Genomic DNA, 19,333 nt, shown 5'->3' on the forward strand with positions numbered 1-19,333 from the left:
CTTATTCTTTCACCTCTGGCATGAGGCCGGGATGGATAGCGAAGTATTCGCATTGTTCTCCCGGTGGATCGAGGTCAATCGCCGGGAAGTCGCCGCTTTCGCCAAACACCGGGAATCGCACCTCATACACGTTGGCCTCGTGCTGCCCCTTTGAAGTGATGGGTCCCAGCTGGATTGAGAGCACGATGTCAGTGTGGCTGGACAGATCTGAATTGATAAGGCTGCGCACATCCGTCAATTCCACGATCAGTGGGTTGCGCGCTTTGATGTGTAGACGATCCTCCAGGGCTGTGCCCAAGGGGCTCCATCGCTCTGGCCTGCCCATTCGGCCTTCGATCTTGCGTATCAATTGATAGCCGCCAATATTGAGCACGGAAGCACTGGCATGACTGCCAAGGGGCTTTGTCAGTTCAGCAGCAAACAGTGTCGGGAAATGCAGCAAGAACCGGCGAGGTGCATCATCGCTTCTCGGTATAATTTGTATACGCGGGGCCTGGTAATGCGCGCGTAGTTCTTTCAAATAATGATCAAGAGATAAAGAAAGGCACAGATCAGGGGCCTTGCCTTGGCCCCATGGTGTGTTCAGCAGCCAGCGATCGTGTCGGCTGAGGTTGTTGCGGTTGAAGTACCAACTGCCGGAAAGCTCCAGGGCAGTAAACAAAATCCCTGCCAGGTTGAAACGTAAAAAAACCGTGGACAGGCGAGTACCTGCTGCTGCCCATGCTGCTATCCGGGTAGGGGAGTTACTAGCGGTAGCCAGGACATTTTTGAAGGCAATACCTGTTTGTATTGCGCCATAACTATTGCTGGCCAGAAAACCGCTGTTGCCGAGCATGCTGATCACGGCACCATTCAGTGCTTCGCTGCTTCCGTTGCGAACCGCGTCCTGCCAATTGCTATGGGAGTTAGCTAGGCTCATACCTGCGGCAATTAACCCCGCAATATAGCCAGCCCCTCCTAAACCAATATGCAATTTTCCCATTTGCACATGAACGCCCAGCAGTTCAGCTTTCTTAAAGTTTTTCGCCATCTCTGCGGCATGGGCGCTTAGTGCTGTATCGGCAATGCCTTGCGCTGCACCAAATCCAGCCGCGGTAGTTGCAAATAGGCTGCTGGCAAATGCTGTCAGTTGCCTTTGTTTTTCCGCGCCAGAGAAGGTCTCTCTACTCACCACCATCAAATTCACCGCCTGCGCCACAAACACCAACAACCCAGCCCCATCCCCGAGCAGCCCGGCCTTCGGCGCCACCACCACACCCTTTCGATAACTCTCCAGCACCGACCGAACCTCACGATGCTGTTGCGCAGGGAATACCAACGCTAACCCCGGCTTGCCGGGTGACGAGAATTGCAGGTGAGTTGAGTCGGTCGGCAGCTCTGCCACCGGGCTCATGGCCTTGGCGAGTTGTTGTTCCAGTTCAGCCAAGGACTGTCGTTTGGTTTGGCGTTGCTCTTTAAACCAGTTGGCATCGGGACTCAGGTGCCAGGAACGGTCTGCGGCCCTGCGCTCGCGGGACATGCTGGTCAAGGTGCGCAGGCGATCACGATGCTGCTGCACGGCTTTGACGGTCTTGCCAAGGTTTTGCAGGTCTTCGGCGCTGGCCACCTGAAAGGTCACGTTCTCCCGGCGTGCTGCATCAAGAATCGCTACGCCCGCCGCCTTGGGCAGGCTGCGAAACAGCGCGTCCATATCCGGCAGCTGGCCTTTTTCCATCTGCTGCAAGAAGGCCTGCACCGCCTGCTGGATGCCCATCTGCAACGCTGGAGCCAGTGTGCCCCAGGCAGCCGTGAGGTTGACTTGAGAGGCGGGGGATAGCCGCCCGGTGTCGAGCACCAGCCCTGCTCCCCATTGTTTTAGGCGTTCCAGCCATTGCGGTGCGTCCTTGAAAAACAGCCAGCTCGCATTTGTGAATACTGCAAACTGCACGCCCAGCTCGGTTTGCGCGCTCAACGGCGCGGCGTAGAACATGGGGCGGGACATGGTCGGGTTGTTGTTCAGCCAATCCAGTACCGAATCAACGGCTTTGTCGCTGCGGCAGATATCTTTCAGGCAGGCGTATTCGGTGAGCAAGGCGTGATCAACCTGCTCGCTGTCTTCGACGTCGTAATACCAGATCGCTCGATGCAGGCGGTTTTTGAGCAGCAGATCAATTCGATCCTGGGTGATCTTTTCCAGTAGCTCGTTGAGTGGCTGCAGGATTGCCCGTTGCTGCTTGAGAAAGGCATCCATGCGCGGGCGATCGATCAGGTCATTGATGCCGCGCTGGCCGAATTTGGCGCCGAGGAGCAGTTCCTTCGTGCGCTTGTCCATCTGGCGATAGAGCCGCCAGAGGGGCTGGCGATGTCGGGCAATAAACGCCGGGCTGGTATTGGTAAAATGCTGCTCAAGGTAATACTGCTGAAGGGTGCGTATCCGATCCGCCTCCCCGGCATATGGATTCGACGGATCAGCGCTGGGCGGGATCTGTTTCAGCCTGACTTGCAGCTCGGCGGGCAACGATGGGTCATCGACGCTGGGCGCGGGGTGCTGACTGTTGTCCTCGCTCATCACTTCCCGCAAGGTTGCGCGGGTATCACTGCGTTCCGGCTCGGCAAGTTGCTCAATATCATCGAGCACGGATGCAAAAGCGGGATCAGCCTCAGCCCGCTTGCCGAGATCGGCCTCGCTGATCTGAGTGAGCGATTCGATGTAGCAGCCCAGCAAGTAGTCGCGCTCGACGCGACCTTCCTCGGTACCACTGTTAGCCCATTTTTCGATCTGGCCGACCACCTGATCCTGATAATGCGCCAGATCGCGCATCACACCGACGTCATCGCGAACAGCGAGAAACAGAAAATCACGCTTATGGGCGGTAGTGATCTGGCTGGTGAACTCTTCAATAATCGTCTGGCGATACAGCGGTGTGTGTTCCCAGACGTAGGGAATCTTCGTCGACGCATCGTCCGGTTTATCGGTCCAGGCCCCACTGCTTTCAGCCAGCCACACGGCCATGCGTTTATCGTCTATCAAGTCCCTGGCTTGATCTTTTTCAATACCTTCAAAGCTGACTCGCTGCATGAAGTACTCACGCTCGGTGGCGACCTTCATCACCTGCGCGCATTTGAAAGCCGTCCACTGGACCTCGGAAAAGGCGACGTGCAGCACGCTGCTGCGAGAGAACGCCAGCGCTGGATCAGTTTCAATCACATCAGTCCGACGATCCCCGGTGACCTGATCGCCCTTGAACAGCAACGCAGTCACTGAACCATGGGCTATCTGGTACTCGTGCAGCATGCCGGTGGCGCTGTCGATGATGTACAGATAGCCATCGCGCAGCAGGCGAAAGCCCAAGGGCAAGGCCTGCAATTTGTACGGCATAGTGATTTCGATGGACGGGTCGAGGTCTTCCACCAGCCCGTAACGCACCGGCAGCAGTTGCAGGGTCTGACTCATCAACGGACAAAATCCGCCCGCATCAGGTGCCTCGGCGGGTCTGGCCTTGGCAACCAGATTGGCCATATGGCCACGCGGCGTAATATGAGGGGTGGTCATGCAGGCTCCTTGCCTTGGGCTGGCGATTCGAGGAGGCCAGGGTCCAGATGGCGGAGCGCTTAATACTTGAGCCCGACCCTGAGCGAGGGCGGGAGAGTGGCTGATGCGCGGCGGGCCCTCAATCCCCGGAAATCACTTTGGGAAAAGCCCTACGCAGCGCGTCGTAGATTCATACGCCCGCTAACCAACCTGCGGCTTGCGCCAGATTTACTCACAGCCAAGCAAATCCGCGTGTCATTACGCTATAATCCCGCCCTTTAGCTGTTCCTCGCCCCGCTGCGAGGGCACATATTTTTCTCAGGCGTTTGCCGCCTGCATGCAGACTAAAGAGGCTAGACCCCAGTGGCATTGACGATTCTTGGCCTGTCCGGCGCCCTTAGCCATGATCCTTCCGCGGCGCTGTACATAGACGGCAAGCTGGTGGCAGCGGCTGAAGAAGAGCGCTTCGTTCGCGATAAACATGCAAAGAACCGCATGCCCTACGAGTCGGCGAAGTTCTGTCTTGAGCAGGCTGGCATCAAGCCATCGGACGTCGATGTAGTGGCGATTCCTTTTGCGCCGATCAGCTTGTTCGGTAAGGCACGCTGGCACTACGCCAAGCGTTACTGGTATGCCCCGGATCGTGCGCTCGACGCGCTGCTGATGGGCAACCGTCGCTATAAGCGTTATCGCAACAAGATCGTCTGGTGCCTTGAGCAACTGGGCTTCGATCCGAAGAAGATCAAGATCGAGCCGGTCGAGCACCACCTGGCTCACGCCTCCAGTGCCTATCACTGCTCCGGCTTTAAAGAGAAAACCGCGATCCTCGGTATCGATGGCAAGGGTGAGTACGCGACCACCTTCTTTGGCTACGGCGAAAACGGCAAGATCCACAAGATCAAAGAGTTCTTCGATCCGGACTCCCTGGGCGGCCTGTATGGCGCGATCACCGAATTCCTCGGCTTCGAGATGCTCGACGGCGAATTCAAAGTGATGGGCATGGCGCCATACGGCGATGCCAGCAAATACGATTTCTCGCGTCTGGCGACCTTCGAAAACGGCGAGCTGGTGATTAACACCGAGCTGGCCAACGTCATCGGCCTGCGTCGTTATAAAGAGAAGGGCAAAGGTTTCTACTTCTCGCCAAAACTGATCGAGTGGCTGGGTCCGAAGCGCGAAGGCGACATCGCCGACGAGCCTTACATCCACTACGCCGCAAGCATGCAAGCGCTGTTCGAGAAGCTGGCGCTGCAGATGATGGATCACTATCTGGGCGACATCCTCAAGGAAACCGGCAAGATCGCGTTCGCGGGCGGTTGTGCGCTGAACGTCAAGTTGAACCAGAAAATCATTGCTCGTCCTGAAGTCAAAGAGCTGTTCGTGCAGCCAGCTTCGGGTGATGCGGGCACTGCGGTCGGTGCTGCGGCTTATGTTTCCCACGCTCGTGGTGTGCCGGTCGAGAAGATGGAACACGTCTACCTCGGCCCGTCTTACACCAACGAGGATGTGATTGCCGCCTGTGCACGTCACCCGAGCAAGCCGGTGTGGCGTCAGATCGAAAACACCCCGGAGCGCATCGCGCAAATCATGGTTGCAGGCAATCCTGTGGCCTGGTTCCAGGGCCGTATGGAGTTTGGTCCTCGTGCATTGGGTGGCCGTTCGATCATCGGTTGCCCGAGCGTGGCTGGCGTGGCTGATCGCATCAACCATCAGATCAAGTTTCGCGAGCGCTGGAGGCCTTTCTGCCCGTCGATGCTCGACACTGTAGCGCCGCAAATGATCAAGATTGATCATCCTGCGCCGTTCATGACCTTCACCTTTGAAGTGGCTGAAGAGTGGAAAACCCGCGTGCCTGAGGTTGTCCATGAAGACGGCACTTCGCGAGCCCAGGTCCTGAAGCGTGAATACAACCCGCGCTATTACGACATGATGAAAGCGCTGGAAAACCTGACCGGTAACGGCGTGTCACTGAACACGTCGCTGAACCGTCGCGGCGAGCCAATGATCTGCTCGCCTACCGATGCCTTGAACATGTTCTTTGGCTCGGACCTCGAATACCTGATCATGGAAGATATTCTGGTGGTCAAAGACGGCGTGGAAGCCTATGACACGCTCGGCTGAGCGCCATGTGCTGCAGTTTTGTCACGGTTATGATGGCCCGTTTCTAGACTGTGCCCGGCAATACGCGAGTCTGTTCGTTGGCAAGGGATACCGGGTAACTACGGTATTCCTGACCGGCGCGGCTGATGCCGATGCTGCTGCCGGTTGTGCGTCCGATGAAGTGTTGTTCATGGAGTACCGCTCTGCGGCGATCCGGGGCCTGAAGCTGCGCGCTATTCGTGATTTGCGCGAGATCGTTGCTTCACGCAATTTCAGCTTCTGCATCGCGCACCGTTTCAAACCGGTGTACATCGCGCTTCTGGCGACTCGTCTGCCGGTCATTGGTGTGCACCATGCATTCGCTGACTATCGACGTCGCGGCCGCAAACTCTTTGCACATCTGTTTCGCAGGCGTTTGAGTTTGCTGGGCGTGTCCAACGCCGTACGTGACGACATGCAGAAAAGTCTGCCCGCGTGGCCGACCGGTCGTATCCAGACGCTCTACAACCGTGTTGATATCGAGCACTTGCAAGCCAGCCAGCTTAGCGCCGAGCAGGCGCGTAACGAGCTGGGTCTGTCTTCATCCGCCTGGATCGTCGGCAACGTTGGCAGGCTGCATCCAGACAAGGATCAAGCCAGTCTGCTGCGTGGCTTTGCGAAAGTGCTGCCAAGCCTGCCATCAAACAGCCAACTGGTGATTCTTGGCAGAGGCCCGCTCGAACAGGAGCTCAAGGCTTTGGCGCTGGAGCTGGGCATTGGCTCTCAGGTGCTTTTCATGGGGCAAGTGCCTCAGGCCAGTCTCTATTACAAAGCGTTTGATGTGTTCGCCCTGAGCTCCGATCACGAGCCGTTCGGGATGGTGCTGCTTGAAGCGATGGTGGCAGGTGTGCCTTTGTTGGCGACATCCTGTGGCGGGGCGAAGGAAGTGGTCGAGGGCGTGGGTGTGCTGTTCCCGCTCGGCGATACTGAACGCCTTGCTCACGGGCTGATTCATTTGTCGGCTCTCGATGCCGACCAGCGTCGCGAGTGCGCTGAACTGATGCTGCTGCGTTTGCGCGAACGCTTTTCTGATCAGGCGGTACGTGAAGTGTTCTGGCGTTTACCTCAGGTCACCAGCCTGATTGCGGAGTCCTGATGCTTAATCGATTTCAAGGCTGGCGCGAGCGTGGCTGGACGCTGATTGATGCGGCTGCTTACCAACAGGCGTGGCACCGTTATGGCGGTAGCGTGGCGACTCACCCGGTGGTGGTCGAGCGTCTGGCGGGTCTGGCGCAAATCCCGGTGCGTTACCTCGGCTGGGAAAAAGACGGTGAGATCAAGGCGGCGATCCCTACGTGGGGCCGGTCGCTCGCATTGTCGAAAGACGTGCTGAAAAGCCACGGCAAGAAAGGTCTGTTTGATCTCGGTAATGCCGAGTTGATAGTGCCGATTGCCGCCGATGTACAGGTACCGGTTCGTCACCGCGGGCGTTATTTTTCTGCCCTCAATGAAGGGCGCATCAGCACCCTCAAGCCTCAGGCCGAGTCGTTGGCCATGGCTCGCACACCAGAAGAACTGTCGAAGAAGTTCCGCTACAACCAGCGTCGTGAGCTGCGACTGCTGGAGGAAGCTGGCGGCGTTGTGCGTCCAGTAACCGATTTCAGTAGTGCCGAGCTGGCCCGTATGTACTGCGACCTGTTCCAGCGCCGTTGGGGGTTTCCTGCCACCGGTGCCGAACGTATGGCCGAGGTCATTGAGCTGCTGCGCGAACTGTTGATTGGTTCGGTGGTTTTTCTCAATGATTCGCCGATTGCCATCCAGCTGGTTTATCGGGTTGAGGCGCCAGAGTGGATCAGCGTCGAGTACATCAACGGTGGGGTTGACCCCGAAACCCGTGAGTTCAGTCCTGGCAGCGTGCTGAGTTTCCTGAACACGCAAAGCGCTTGGGAAGATGCTCGCAATCTGGGCAAGCCGCTGCGTTTTTCATTCGGTCGCTCAGACCGAGAGTACAAGGATCGTTGGTGCAACCCCGTGCCGGTATTCCAGATTTGAGCCGCAAGCAGGCTTTACTCAAGCGCCATCGCCGTAACAAGCGCGTGGCACTGCTGGTCGGGCTGCTTCTACTGATTGTCGTCGGTGTGCTGGTTGCCTGGTGGCTGCCGCTGCTGTTGGCTGTCGTTGGCTGGATCGCCCACGAAGCCTGGTTTGCCGATCACCTGTTCTATTCGCCGAAAGACGATTACCGCTATGACTTTCCGGCAGAGGCGGAGGTAGCGGGGGTGAGTCTCAAGGCCCAGACATTACACCTGCAAGCGCCTCTGGAGCTGGTCGGGGATGAAACCCTTGTTCTGGGCGTTGATGTTCAGAGTTCCTGGCTGGGGCGTTTTTTTGATCCTTGCGTTGAGCTGACTGGAGCAGATGTCGCGGACAGTCAGGCCTTCGAGCGGGGCGTTGGCGGTATGCGATACCTCAATCTGACCGGTCTTGGGCGGGGGCTGGCCGCGGGTTCGTTGCGCTTGCGGGGTCGCTTCTGCACGCTGCGCGGTGAGCCTCGGCTGTGGGTGTTCCGGCAGACAGATGCCCGCCAGCAAAGGGTCATGGTCATCGCGCCTCACGCCGATGACGCAGAGCTGGCAGCTTTCGGCTTGTACAGCCAGGCGGCCGATACCTGGATTGTCACGCTGACGGCGGGCGAAATCGAAGCCGGGCATTACCAGCAAATGGGCATGGATCAGGCCCAGGCTGCGCGTATCAAGGGGCGGCTGAGAGCCTGGGACAGTATCGCCGTGCCACGGTGGGGCGGAGTGCCTGAATCTCAGTGTGTTCAGCTGGGGTATTTCTGTCTGCAGTTGCCAGCCATGCAGGCAGCGCCGGACCAGCCTGTTGCCTCACGTGAAGCGCAGCTTGCCGATACGCGGATGTTTCGTCAGTTCAACAGCATGACGCTGCCCGGCGACGTTGACGGCGCGCCGACCTGGCACAACTTGCTGGCAGATTTGCGGGCGCTGCTTTTGCAGGCGCGACCTCAGGTATTGGTGATGCCTCATCCTGCCATCGACCCTCATCCTGATCATATTTGCGCTCAGGCTGCGGTCCTTGAGGCACTGGAAGGGCTTGAGTGGCAGCCTGAAGTGATCCTGGGGTATGCCAATCATTTGCACGACAATGACCGCTGGCCCATGGGTAATGCTTATAATGGTGTCTGTTTGCCACCATTATTTGATGCTTCGTTGAAGATGATCCCCTACTGCCTTGAACTGTCGGTTGAGCAGCAGCGTGATAAAGCCATGGCGCTAGGCATGATGCATGATCTGCAGCCACCCATGCCGTTCAAGCGGCGCGTGCGTCGCTGGTTGCAAAAGGTGCTGGCCGGGCGGCGTTGGCCTGCCGAGGGCGAAAACGAATTTTTCAGAAAGGCCGTTCGCCGACATGAGCTGTTCTGGCGCAGAGATATCTGAGCAGCAGCCTGCGGTACTGCAAGGAAAAAAATGAAAGTTTTACTTTTGGTTCAGAAAGAACAACGAGCCATTCTGGATCGCCTCTATGAGGGCATTGCCGCCCATTGCGAATGTGATGTGCGCTGGCTGACTTCTGCGGAACAACGCAATCTGCGCAGTTATTTCCGCCGCGAGGTGGACGTTACTCAATACGACCGTATTGTGTTCTTCCTGCGCTTCAAGCATGAAATCCGTCAGGTCGGTTTCATTCGCACGATCCCCAATCTGGTGATCCTCGAACACGATGCCTACCAGAACTACATCACCTGCAAGTACACCGGAAAGTTTAGTGCCCACTACCGCAAACTGCCGTGGGTGAGGGTTATGTGTTCCGGGTTCAATGTCAGTGAGCGGCTGCGCGAAGAAGGTTTTGATGCCGTATTTGTCCCGAAAGGCTACGACCAGAGCCTACTCCAGTGGCGTGATCGCGAGCGGGATATCGAGTTGGCGTTCGTCGGCAGCACCAACAGTGTGGCGTACAGTGGGCGCAAGGCGTTACTGGACGAATTGGGCCGTGTTGAAAAGCTGGTCGTGACCCGTACCAAGTCAGGTGAGGAGTATTGCGAAACCCTCAACCGGATTCGCTTTTTCGTCAGCGCCGACGTGGGTATGGGTGAATACATGATCAAGAACTTCGAGGCCATGGCCTGCGGTTGTGTATTGCTGGCCTACGATCAAGGTGCTGAAGAGAATCGCGCGCTGGGTTTCGTCGACATGCACAACATCGTGTTTTACAGCGACATCCCGCAGCTTCAGGAAAAACTGCGGCAACTAAGGGGTAACCCCGGCTTGGCAGATGAAATTTCGCGTAATGGGCAGACTTTGGTTGAACAACGCTTTACATTTCACGCCCTAGGGAAGGCCATAGTTGAAGAAATGCGTCCGCCACTGCGTACCATGCCTGCGATGGGCTGGGTGGACCGTTTGAGGTCCCGGCTGGGGCTTTGATCGCCTTTTTCAAATTTCAATGATTGAGTACACATGATGGTGTTAAGCGAAAGTAGCGATATCACACTGGTGGTCACCAGCTGTGGGCGGTTTGATTTGTTAAAGCGCACGCTTGAGACATTTGACCGCTTCAATACCGCACCAATACGCAGTGTCCTGATTACCGAAGACTCGGGCGACGCTCAGGTTGAGGCCTGTATTCCAGAGCACTGGCGGCCATTTACTCGCTTCATTATCAACAATCCCAAGCTTGGCCAGATGCGTTCGGTCGATGCGGCTTATGAGCTGATCGAGACGTCCTGGGTGTTCCACTGTGAAGACGACTGGGACTTTTATCGCCCGGGCTTCATCGAAGAGTCGATGACGCTGCTGGAGAACGATCCGCAGGCCTTGCAGGTATGGCTGCGCAGTTTCAATCACGACCTTCAGGTTCACAGCCCTTACGTTTATCTCAATGAGCGTGAAGTGTTTCAGGGCATCCCTTTCTACAAGCTTGGCTCGCACAAGCCCGAGTGGCAGGGTTTTTCTTTCAACCCTGGACTGCGCCGCCTTGTTGACTACAAACAGCATGCGCCTTATGCCTCTCATGGCGGCGAGAAAAAGTTGTCGGGTCTCTATGCCGCAGAAAACCGTTATGCATTGATTTTGGAAAATGATGCGGTGCTGCATACCGGTTTTGGAGATCATCTGGAGCTGCCACAAGAGCGCGTCAGCAAACAACGCCGTAAGAAACGTGATCGCGTCAAACTACTGGGGACACTGTTTCTCGGGCTGGTGATAGGTTGGGTAATTAGTAATGTTGTCTGAAAAATTCTATGTGAACCCGAAGGTCGCTGCTTACTTCAGTGCAGCGTTGGTTATTTTTCTGTTGAGCTTCATCTTTGGGGCTTCTTCCAAGTTAACCAATAATTTGTTTTATGCATTGATTGCGCTTCCAGGTGTCCTGTTCCTGATCAAAGAGCGTAGCGCTGGTCTATTTACCGATCGCTTGGGCTGGCTGTGGCTGGTATTCATGCTGGGTTTTCTCATGCCTGCCTATTTTGCAGGCGACTTCCAGTTCTATAAGCACATTGCCTACGTTGCATTGTTTGTTTTTGTGCTCGCCGGACTGACCAATGTCGATTTCTTCAACAGCGGTTTATTTGCCCGTAGTCAGTTCTGGGTTGTTTTTTTATACATGCTGCTTTCCGGCATCTATAGCTGGCTCACCGGGAAGTATGGATTTGGCGATCGCGTTGCGATGCTGCCCGCGCGCCTGGATAACGTTATTTATGCAAGCATCTGGTTGTTCTGCGCTCTAGGTCTTGCACTGCCCGTGATGCATCAGCAGCGCCGCTGGATAGAGGCCGTCGCGGCCATTGCTTTGTCGCTTTTTGTCGTGCTTTTCGTCGTTCAAACTCGCACAGCCATTATTGGCGCACTATTCCTCGGTGGTTTATGGGCGCTTCACGCCATGCGTCATTACAGGAAACAAGGCGTCATCGCGGTGCTTGGATTGGCCCTTGTGGCTCTGCTTCTGATCTGGCTGGTCAAGGATGAAGCATGGGTGCAGCAGTTGTTCGCACGAGGTGATTCCTATCGTCTGGAACTGTTCCATATCATGATTGGGGAGTGGCGCAATTGCGGCTGGATGATGGGCTGTGGGGTTGAGTTCCACACGACTCAAACCCTGCAGTACGGCATGCCCATTCAGCACCCTCATAACATTTTCATCGCGATGGGGCTCTATACCGGTGCCACCTCACTGGTGTTGTTCATTGCTGTGATGGCGCTGAGTCTCTGGAATGCGTGGCGCTTGCGCAGCGCATGGGGCGTTTATCTGGCCTGTGCGCTGGTGATGCTCAACTTCGATGGCAGCAAGTTGGTGGGTAACCCTGACGAGTTGTGGATTCTGGTGCTGTTCCCTGCGGCAATGATTTATGCCCAGGTCGTGCGCGAGCGCAGGCTAGAGCGGCAGTAAACCAGACAAAAAAATGGCCCTTCGAGGGCCATTTTTTTTGCGCTGATTAACGGTAGCGGTAGCGGTCAACGCATTGCCAGGGCCAACTCGTTTGCTGCGCAGAGTGCCTGTGCACCCAGGTATCCGTTAATAAATGCCTGATTGTTTTGCCCCAGCAGCCACTCGCGATCTTCGGTATAGCGCAGCATGTGTTTGAAGTTGCGCAGCCGAAGACTTTTACGCAGTGGGCCGCGGAAGGTTTTCATGTCAGCTATGTCGATCAGGCCCAACGTGCGTTCCGGGGTGAGTATCACATTCCCCAGATGGGCTGAGCGGAAGTAAATGCCTTTCTCGTGCAGTTCGGCAATGAAGCGCCCCAGTTGCGCGCGCAGTTTGTCATCGCTCTCGGGAGCGTGCATGACTTGGCGCAGCGTCAGGCCTGCCAGCGGCGTGTAATGCACCGCATCGCGCTGGATCTGTGCAATTCTGACGACGCTCAGCACTGTGGGGCAAGGAATAGCTCGTTGCGCGAGGGTGATGCAATTGTCAGCAAAGCGTCGCGCATACGGGTACCAGGCTGCCGAGCTGATCAACCGTTTGCGGCGAAATAGCTTCAGCATTGATCCATCGGTCAACCGCAGGACTTTATCACCTGAATGATCTGCTTCAAGGACTTCGGCCCCCGCGACCAAGGCAAGGTAATGTGCATGATCAAGCGCTTGCATCGATACTCCGGTTTCTGTGCCCTAGGGCTTGGACAGCCGCCTATGTTACCGCAGCAAGCCGTAGCAAAATGCGCTTGTGATACAATTCGGCCTCTTTTTATGCATGACGGATTCTCATGACATCCTCCGAATCGTCCAGCCAATCAAGCATGAAGATTTACTTCCGCTTGTTGTCCTATGTGCGTCCATATGTAGGGATATTCCTGCTCAGTATCGTCGGCTTTGTCATGTTTGCTTCGACCCAGCCTATGCTGGCGGGCATTCTGAAGTACTTCGTCGATGGGCTCAGTAATCCTGAGGCAGTATTGTTCCCCCATGTTCCGTACCTGCGCGACCTGCAATTGCTTCAGGCCGTGCCGCTGATTATCGTACTGATCGCGGCCTGGCAAGGTCTGGGGTCTTTCCTGGGTAACTACTTTCTCGCGAAAGTCTCGCTGGGCCTGGTCCATGACTTGCGCGTCGAGCTATTCAACAAGCTGTTGGTATTACCTAATCGTTATTTTGATACCCATAACTCGGGGCATCTGATTTCACGCATCACGTTCAACGTGACGATGGTGACAGGTGCGGCCACTGATGCAATCAAAGTGGTGATTCGCGAAGGCCTTACAGTCGTGTTTCTGTTCATCTACCTGCTGTGGATGAATTGGCAACTGACGTTGGTCATGTTGGCGATTTTGCCGGTGATTGCCGTGATGGTCGGCAGCGCCAGCAAGAAATTTCGTAAGCAAAGCAAGAAAATCCAGGTGGCGATGGGTGATGTAACCCACGTGGCATCCGAAACCATTCAAGGGTATCGCGTCGTTCGCAGCTTCGGTGGCGAACATTACGAAGAAACCCGTTTTGCCGATGCCAGTAACGACAACACCAAAAAGCAATTGCGCATGACTAAAACCGGCGCGATCTACACGCCGATGCTGCAGTTGGTGATCTACACGGCGATGGCTGTGCTGATGTTCCTCGTGCTTTACCTGCGTGGCGATTCCACTGCCGGTGATCTCGTCGCGTACATCACAGCGGCAGGTTTGCTGCCCAAGCCTATCCGTCAGTTATCTGAAGTCAGCTCAACCATTCAAAAGGGTGTTGCTGGCGCGGAGAGCATATTCGAACAGCTCGATGTCGAGCCGGAAGCCGACAATGGCACGATTGAACGTGATCGGGTCAGTGGGCATCTGGAGGTCAAGAACCTCAGCTTCACCTACCCGGGCACGGATCGGCAGGTGCTGGATGACATCAGTTTCTCGGTGGCGCCAGGTCAGATGGTTGCGCTTGTAGGGCGCTCGGGAAGCGGCAAGTCGACGCTTGCCAGCCTATTGCCGCGTTTCTACCAGCACAGCAATGGGCAGATCCTGCTTGATGGCGTGGAAATCAGCGACTACCGGTTGCGTAACCTGCGTCGCCATATCGCTCAGGTTACCCAGAGCGTGACGCTGTTCAACGATACCGTCGCAAATAACATCGCTTATGGCGATTTGAGCGGCGCACCGCGTGCCGATATCGAAACAGCGGCTGCCGATGCCTACGCCAAAGAGTTCATTGAGCAGCTTCCGCAAGGTCTGGATACTCAGGTCGGCGAAAACGGCGTGCTGCTCTCTGGTGGACAACGTCAGCGTCTGGCGATTGCCCGGGCTTTGCTCAAGAACGCACCGGTTCTGATCCTTGATGAAGCCACTTCGGCGCTGGATACCGAGTCTGAGCGTCACATTCAGGCAGCGCTGGATCACGCCATGAAAGGGCGTACGACGCTGGTGATTGCTCACCGTTTGTCGACCATTGAAAAGGCTGATCAGATTCTGGTGATGGATGCCGGGCGCATCGTTGAGCGTGGTACCCATGCACAGCTCTTGGCGCAAAATGGCTATTACGCACGCCTGCACGCGATGGGGCTCGATGAGCCTGCGCCGGTTGGCGCGATCTGACCAGGACAGGCGGTGTGGGAGCGAATCCGTTCCCACACCGCCTGTACAGATCGCCGCTTTCGCAATTCTCAATGTTGCGCAATCCCAAGCCTGCGCAAACCCTGTGCTAAGATTCCGCCCCTGTTCATTCTAGTTACGGGTTGTTCGATGAAGTTGTCCATGCCGCGTTTCGATCAAGCTCCAGTCTTGGTAGTGGGCGATGTCATGCTCGACCGCTATTGGCATGGCGGCACCTCGAGAATTTCGCCAGAGGCGCCCGTGCCTGTGGTCAAGGTGGAGCAGATCGAGGACCGCCCGGGCGGTGCCGCCAATGTTGCCTTGAACATCGCTGCACTGGGTGCTCCTGCTTCGCTCGTGGGGGTTACCGGTGAAGACGAGGCTGCCGAAAGCCTGTCCAACAGTCTCAAGGCTGCTGGTGTTCTGGCACGCTTTCAGCGTATTGCCAGCCAACCGACTATCGTCAAGCTGCGTGTGATGAGCCGCCACCAGCAGTTGCTGCGTATCGACTTCGAAGAGCCTTTTGCTACCGACGCCGAGGCCTTGAGCGCCGAAGTGGAAGGGTTGCTTGATGGCATCAAGGTGTTGGTGCTGTCTGATTACGGCAAAGGCGCCCTGAAAAACCATCAGGCGCTGATCAAGGTTGCCCGTGAGCGCAATATCCCGGTGCTTGCCGACCCTAAAGGTAAAGACTTCGCGATTTATCGTGGCGCCAGTCTCATCACCCCGAATCTCAGCGAGTTTGAAGCGATTGTCGGCCACTGCGTCGATGAGGCTGAGCTGGTTGCCAAGGGCGCAGAATTAATGGCCGAGCTGGATCTGGGCGCGTTGCTGGTGACTCGTGGGGAGCACGGCATGACCTTGTTGCGTCCGGAGCACCCGCCGTTGCATCTGCCTGCCCGTGCCCGCGAAGTGTTTGACGTCACCGGTGCTGGCGATACTGTTATTTCTACCCTGGCGGCCGCTATCGCTGCCGGTGAAGATCTGCCACACGCTGTAGCGCTGGCTAACCTGGCAGCTGGCATAGTGGTCGGCAAGCTGGGTACCGCTGCCATCAGCGCACCGGAGTTGCGTCGCGCCATTCAGCGTGAGGAAGGTTCAGAGCGAGGCGTATTGAGCCTTGAGCAGCTGTTACAGGCTATCGACGATGCCCGTGCTCACAACGAGAAGATCGTTTTCACCAACGGTTGCTTCGATATCCTGCATGCCGGTCATGTGACGTATCTGGAACAGGCGCGCGCGCAAGGAGATCGATTGATTGTTGCGATCAACGACGATGCCTCTGTCAGCCGTTTGAAAGGTCCTGGCCGTCCAATCAACAGTGTCGATCGGCGTATGGCCGTGCTGGCGGGTCTTGGTGCGGTGGATTGGGTGATCAGCTTCGCCGAGGGTACGCCGGAAAACCTCCTCAGCTACGTCAAGCCTGATGTGCTGGTAAAAGGTGGCGATTACAGCATTGATCAGGTTGTGGGTGCCGATATCGTTCAGGCTTATGGCGGTGAAGTGCGGGTGCTGGGGCTGGTGGAAAACAGCTCTACTACTGCGATTGTCGAGAAGATCCGCGGGCAATAACTCTGTAGGAGCGAGCTTGCTCGCGATTCGGTTTCTGGTTCGACGAATTTATCGCCTGACCTGGCGCCATCGCGAGCAAGCTCACTCCTACAGGTTCGGTGTTTGATCCGCGACTTTGCGGCGCCACTGATGCTCAACTCTTGAACGTCACCAACTGCAACAACTGCCGGGCCTTGCCGGTCAGACGCTTTAGTCCGGTTTTCTTCGGCGGTGGCGTCATGCCTTGCTGGCGTAGCCAGTCCTTCCAGCGAATTCGTTCGTCGCGCACTACCCAGCCTTCCTGAGCTGCAAAGCTTTCAGCCAGATACAGGCCGCGGGTTCCCGCAGGCGTCAGCTTGTCGCGCTTCAAGGTGTAAAGCTCGGGCAGCGGCACGCCGTTCTCGAGCGGCATCAGGTAAAGGTCAGGTTTACTGCGGTTCAACCGAGCAACCAATTGGTCTTTTTCCAGGCTTTCATCCACATGGAAAAGGCTCAGTGGCCGAGCTTCCCGAGGGACTTCCAGGCGCATGTCGTAAATGAGCTGCAGCGATGCAGTAGGAAGGTGCACGTAAGCCCGAGGTCGTTCGATCAGGGTCATGCTCCCGCAACGTACCGGCCGTGCTGCACCAGACAACGGGCTAAGGCGAAACGGCATCGCTTCGCGGTAATGCAACGCGGCTGCATAAGGCGCTGGCAGCCAGATGTCATTGAAACGTCCGCTTAACCAGCCCTGAGGCGTTTCAATGAGGCATTCCTCGGCAACCTCCTGAATGGCAGTGTGCAGCGGCAGGTTCAGCTCATGCGCCGGGACGTACCCCGAAATCAGCTTGAGCACCACGTCGCCCCGATCCTGGCGGCGTTGACGAACCAGCACCCAGTAATCACGGTTTTGCCAGTTCAGCGTCAGCCTGACTGAAACCCCAAGGTTGGCAAGCTCCGTGGAGAAGCGCTCTGTATCGGCCACCTCTATCTTGCGGCGGCGCTGCAGGGTCTGTGAGAAGTTCAGCGGCATCCCGATGCTCTGGTAGTTCAGGCCTTCGGGAGTGGCTTCGACGAATAACGGCAGGGTTTTGAAGTTGCTGGGATTCTTCCGAATCAAGGTTCGCGGCATATCGGCTCCTTCTTGCGTTGGGGTCGGCCGCCTACATCAGGCTGGACGGCGAATCACGGCAGCGGCAGTCGCTACGTTATGGGCCAGATGTAGCGGATTAATGGTCCCGACAATAGCACTGGCAACACCCGGATGGGCAAACAGCATTTCAAAGCTGGCTTGAACCGAGTCGACGCCAGGGCTCAGGCAGACGTGACCGCTGGCCAGCGCCTTCTTGACCAGAATGCCTTTACCGTGAGCAGCAGCGTAGTCGAGCACGGGTTTTTCGCCCTGCTCGGTAAGGTTGTAGGTCACCATGGCACAATCGCCGTCACGTAATGCCAGCAGGCCTCCCTCGACCGTCTTGCCGGAAAAACCGAAGCCGCGAATTTTGCCTTCACGCTTGAGCTCAGCCAGCGTCTGGTAAACATCGCTGTCGTTGAGAATGGCCAGATCATTACCGTCCGAATGGACCAGTACCAGATCAATAAAATCGGTTTCCAGACGTTTCAGGCTGCGCTCCACTGACATTCGAGTGTGGTCTGCACTGAAGTCATGGCTCGAATGACCGTTTTCGAATTCTTCTCCGACCTTGCTGACGATTACCCAGTCCTGACGCTGACCACGCAACAGCGGCCCAAGGCGTTCTTCACTGGTGCCGTAAGCGGGTGCGGTGTCTATCAGGTTGATGCCCATGTCCCGAGCCATCCGCAGCAGCATCTGTGCCTGCACGTCGTCCGGAATCGTGAAGCCGTTAGGGTATTTAACACCCTGATCCCGACCCAGCTTGACGGTACCAAGGCCCAGTGGCGATACGCTGATGCCGGTGCTGCCCAGTGGACGGTGGAGCTCGTGAAGGGTTTTTACGCTCATGGCAGTAATTGGTCCCAGACAGGTATGGCCAGTGGTGGCTTGGGCAGACCTGTCAGCAGTGGCTGTGGAGTCGGATGGATTTCCTCGTAGGACAGCGCCGCCAGTACCCGGTCAGAAAAGTCCGGCGCCAAAGCCAGCTTTGTCGGCCAGCCGACCATCAGACGGTTCTGTACGCTGAGGAACGCGTTGTCGGGACGTACCAGTCCGGATTGCGCTGGCTCTGCCCGATCAACCCGCAAGGTGGCCCACTCGACCTGAGTGAGATCAATCCACGGCAACAAAGTGCCCAGTTCTTTCTTCACCGCAGCGATTTGCTGTGCCGGATCTCGCGCCACACCATCGGCCTCAGCAACATCGCCGCCCACGTACCACACCCATTGGCCATTGGCGGCCGGGTGAGTCGTGACGGTAAGGCGCGGCTTGGGGCCGCCGCCCAGGCAGTGAGCATACAGCGGCTTCAGGCTGGGGCCTTTTGCGAGCACCATGTGCAGCGGTCGACGTTGCATCTCGGGCTGTGCCACGCCGAGCTTTTTGAGCAGGTCGGCATTGCCTGCGCCAGCGCACAGCACCACGCGCTGGGCGAGAACATCCAGGCCATCAACTTGCATGCCGACCAGATCGTCGCCATCCATCAACGGCTCCAGATGGGTCCCGGCCAGCAAGCTGCCATTGGCCAGTTCAGCCAGACGCTCAATCAGGCTCGGGACGTCGATGACCAGTTCAGCCAAGCGATAAACCTTGCCCTTGAACTTTGGGTCCTGCAGGGCTGGCGGCAGGTCAGTGCCTTTGACTTGATCAACGCGACCGCGTACGGCTTTGCTGGCAAAAAAGCTGGTGAGGTTGCCCGCCAGGGTGCCTGGCGACCACAGGTAATGTGCTTGAGAAAGTACACGTACGCCGCTCAGGTCCAGTTCGCCGGTGCCCGCCAACGCTTCACGCCAGCGGCGCGGCATGTCGGCAATCGCTTCCGATGCACCCGACAAGGCACCATGCAGCGCGTATTTGGCGCCACCGTGAATAATGCCTTGCGACTTGAGACTTTGCCCGCCGCCCAGGCTGGCGTTCTCGACGAGTACGGTCGAGAACCCTTGGCCACGCAGTCGGGCGTTGAGCCAGAGACCAGCAACGCCGGCACCGACGATCAGGACGTCAGTGGAAATAACGGAAGGCATGAGCACCTCTGTGGCCGGAAGAATGCGGCCAT

General features: G+C 56.9%; 14 protein-coding genes. 9 read left to right on the plus strand and 5 right to left on the minus strand.

What is annotated here, in order from left to right:
* Nucleotide 1 precedes the first annotated feature (1 nt).
* A complete protein-coding gene (locus ACYASS_RS21285) occupies nucleotides 2-3,532 on the minus strand; it encodes a toxin VasX (RefSeq protein ID WP_463587580.1) in 3,531 nt (1,176 codons plus the stop codon).
* A gap of 342 nt (nucleotides 3,533-3,874) precedes the next feature.
* Between ACYASS_RS21285 and ACYASS_RS21290 the strand changes: the two genes are divergently transcribed.
* The 7 genes from ACYASS_RS21290 to ACYASS_RS21320 are packed head-to-tail and all read left to right on the plus strand — an operon-like array spanning nucleotide 3,875 to nucleotide 11,995.
* Nucleotides 3,875-5,632: a carbamoyltransferase family protein gene (locus ACYASS_RS21290; protein WP_122663189.1), complete on the plus strand. Its 1,758-nt coding sequence runs from the start codon at nucleotides 3,875-3,877 to the stop codon at nucleotides 5,630-5,632.
* Nucleotides 5,616-6,746 carry a glycosyltransferase gene (locus ACYASS_RS21295; RefSeq protein WP_463587581.1) on the plus strand — a complete coding sequence of 377 codons (1,131 nt, stop codon included), beginning with the start codon at nucleotides 5,616-5,618 and terminating at the stop codon, nucleotides 6,744-6,746. The genes ACYASS_RS21290 and ACYASS_RS21295 overlap by 17 nt, the downstream gene beginning before the upstream one ends.
* Complete coding sequence (locus ACYASS_RS21300) at nucleotides 6,746-7,642, plus strand: antimicrobial resistance protein Mig-14 (protein ID WP_463587582.1); 897 nt, start codon at nucleotides 6,746-6,748, stop codon at nucleotides 7,640-7,642. Before ACYASS_RS21295 ends, ACYASS_RS21300 begins: the two co-directional genes overlap by 1 nt.
* Nucleotides 7,639-9,048, plus strand: a complete 1,410-nt coding sequence (locus ACYASS_RS21305; protein ID WP_463587644.1) for a PIG-L deacetylase family protein — start codon at nucleotides 7,639-7,641, stop codon at nucleotides 9,046-9,048. Before ACYASS_RS21300 ends, ACYASS_RS21305 begins: the two co-directional genes overlap by 4 nt.
* A 30-nt stretch (nucleotides 9,049-9,078) precedes the next feature.
* Nucleotides 9,079-10,035, plus strand: coding sequence for a glycosyltransferase family protein (locus tag ACYASS_RS21310; protein WP_463587583.1), 957 nt, complete (start codon nucleotides 9,079-9,081; stop codon nucleotides 10,033-10,035).
* A 33-nt stretch (nucleotides 10,036-10,068) separates the two neighbouring features.
* On the plus strand, nucleotides 10,069-10,842 hold the full coding sequence (locus ACYASS_RS21315; RefSeq protein ID WP_463587584.1) for a glycosyltransferase family 2 protein: 774 nt from the start codon (nucleotides 10,069-10,071) through the stop codon (nucleotides 10,840-10,842).
* Nucleotides 10,832-11,995, plus strand: coding sequence for an O-antigen ligase domain-containing protein (locus ACYASS_RS21320; protein WP_463587585.1), 1,164 nt, complete (start codon nucleotides 10,832-10,834; stop codon nucleotides 11,993-11,995). Before ACYASS_RS21315 ends, ACYASS_RS21320 begins: the two co-directional genes overlap by 11 nt.
* Before the next feature lie 65 nt (nucleotides 11,996-12,060).
* Here the strand turns inward: ACYASS_RS21320 and ACYASS_RS21325 are convergent, their stop codons facing one another.
* Nucleotides 12,061-12,699, minus strand: coding sequence for a phosphotransferase (locus ACYASS_RS21325; protein WP_463587586.1), 639 nt, complete (start codon nucleotides 12,697-12,699; stop codon nucleotides 12,061-12,063).
* 116 nt (nucleotides 12,700-12,815) lie between these two features.
* Here ACYASS_RS21325 and msbA point away from each other — a divergent pair, with 116 nt between their 5' ends.
* Nucleotides 12,816-14,618, plus strand: coding sequence for a lipid A export permease/ATP-binding protein MsbA (gene msbA, locus ACYASS_RS21330; protein WP_463587587.1), 1,803 nt, complete (start codon nucleotides 12,816-12,818; stop codon nucleotides 14,616-14,618).
* A gap of 147 nt (nucleotides 14,619-14,765) precedes the next feature.
* A complete protein-coding gene (gene hldE / locus ACYASS_RS21335; RefSeq protein ID WP_243245294.1) occupies nucleotides 14,766-16,187 on the plus strand; it encodes a bifunctional D-glycero-beta-D-manno-heptose-7-phosphate kinase/D-glycero-beta-D-manno-heptose 1-phosphate adenylyltransferase HldE in 1,422 nt (473 codons plus the stop codon).
* A 133-nt stretch (nucleotides 16,188-16,320) separates the two neighbouring features.
* Here hldE and ACYASS_RS21340 read toward each other — a convergent pair whose 3' ends face one another.
* The 3 genes from ACYASS_RS21340 to ACYASS_RS21350 are packed head-to-tail and all read right to left on the minus strand — an operon-like array spanning nucleotide 16,321 to nucleotide 19,301.
* Complete coding sequence (locus tag ACYASS_RS21340) at nucleotides 16,321-17,277, minus strand: metal ABC transporter ATPase (RefSeq protein ID WP_243245293.1); 957 nt, start codon at nucleotides 17,275-17,277, stop codon at nucleotides 16,321-16,323.
* A 36-nt stretch (nucleotides 17,278-17,313) separates the two neighbouring features.
* Nucleotides 17,314-18,129: an aldo/keto reductase gene (locus ACYASS_RS21345; protein ID WP_243245292.1), complete on the minus strand. Its 816-nt coding sequence runs from the start codon at nucleotides 18,127-18,129 to the stop codon at nucleotides 17,314-17,316.
* Nucleotides 18,126-19,301 (minus strand): NAD(P)/FAD-dependent oxidoreductase, encoded by a 1,176-nt coding sequence (locus tag ACYASS_RS21350; RefSeq protein WP_463587588.1) that lies wholly within the window; start codon nucleotides 19,299-19,301, stop codon nucleotides 18,126-18,128. The genes ACYASS_RS21345 and ACYASS_RS21350 overlap by 4 nt, the downstream gene beginning before the upstream one ends.
* Nucleotides 19,302-19,333 lie beyond the last annotated feature (32 nt).

The sequence above is a fragment of the Pseudomonas sp. HP_14 genome (genome assembly GCF_055283875.1).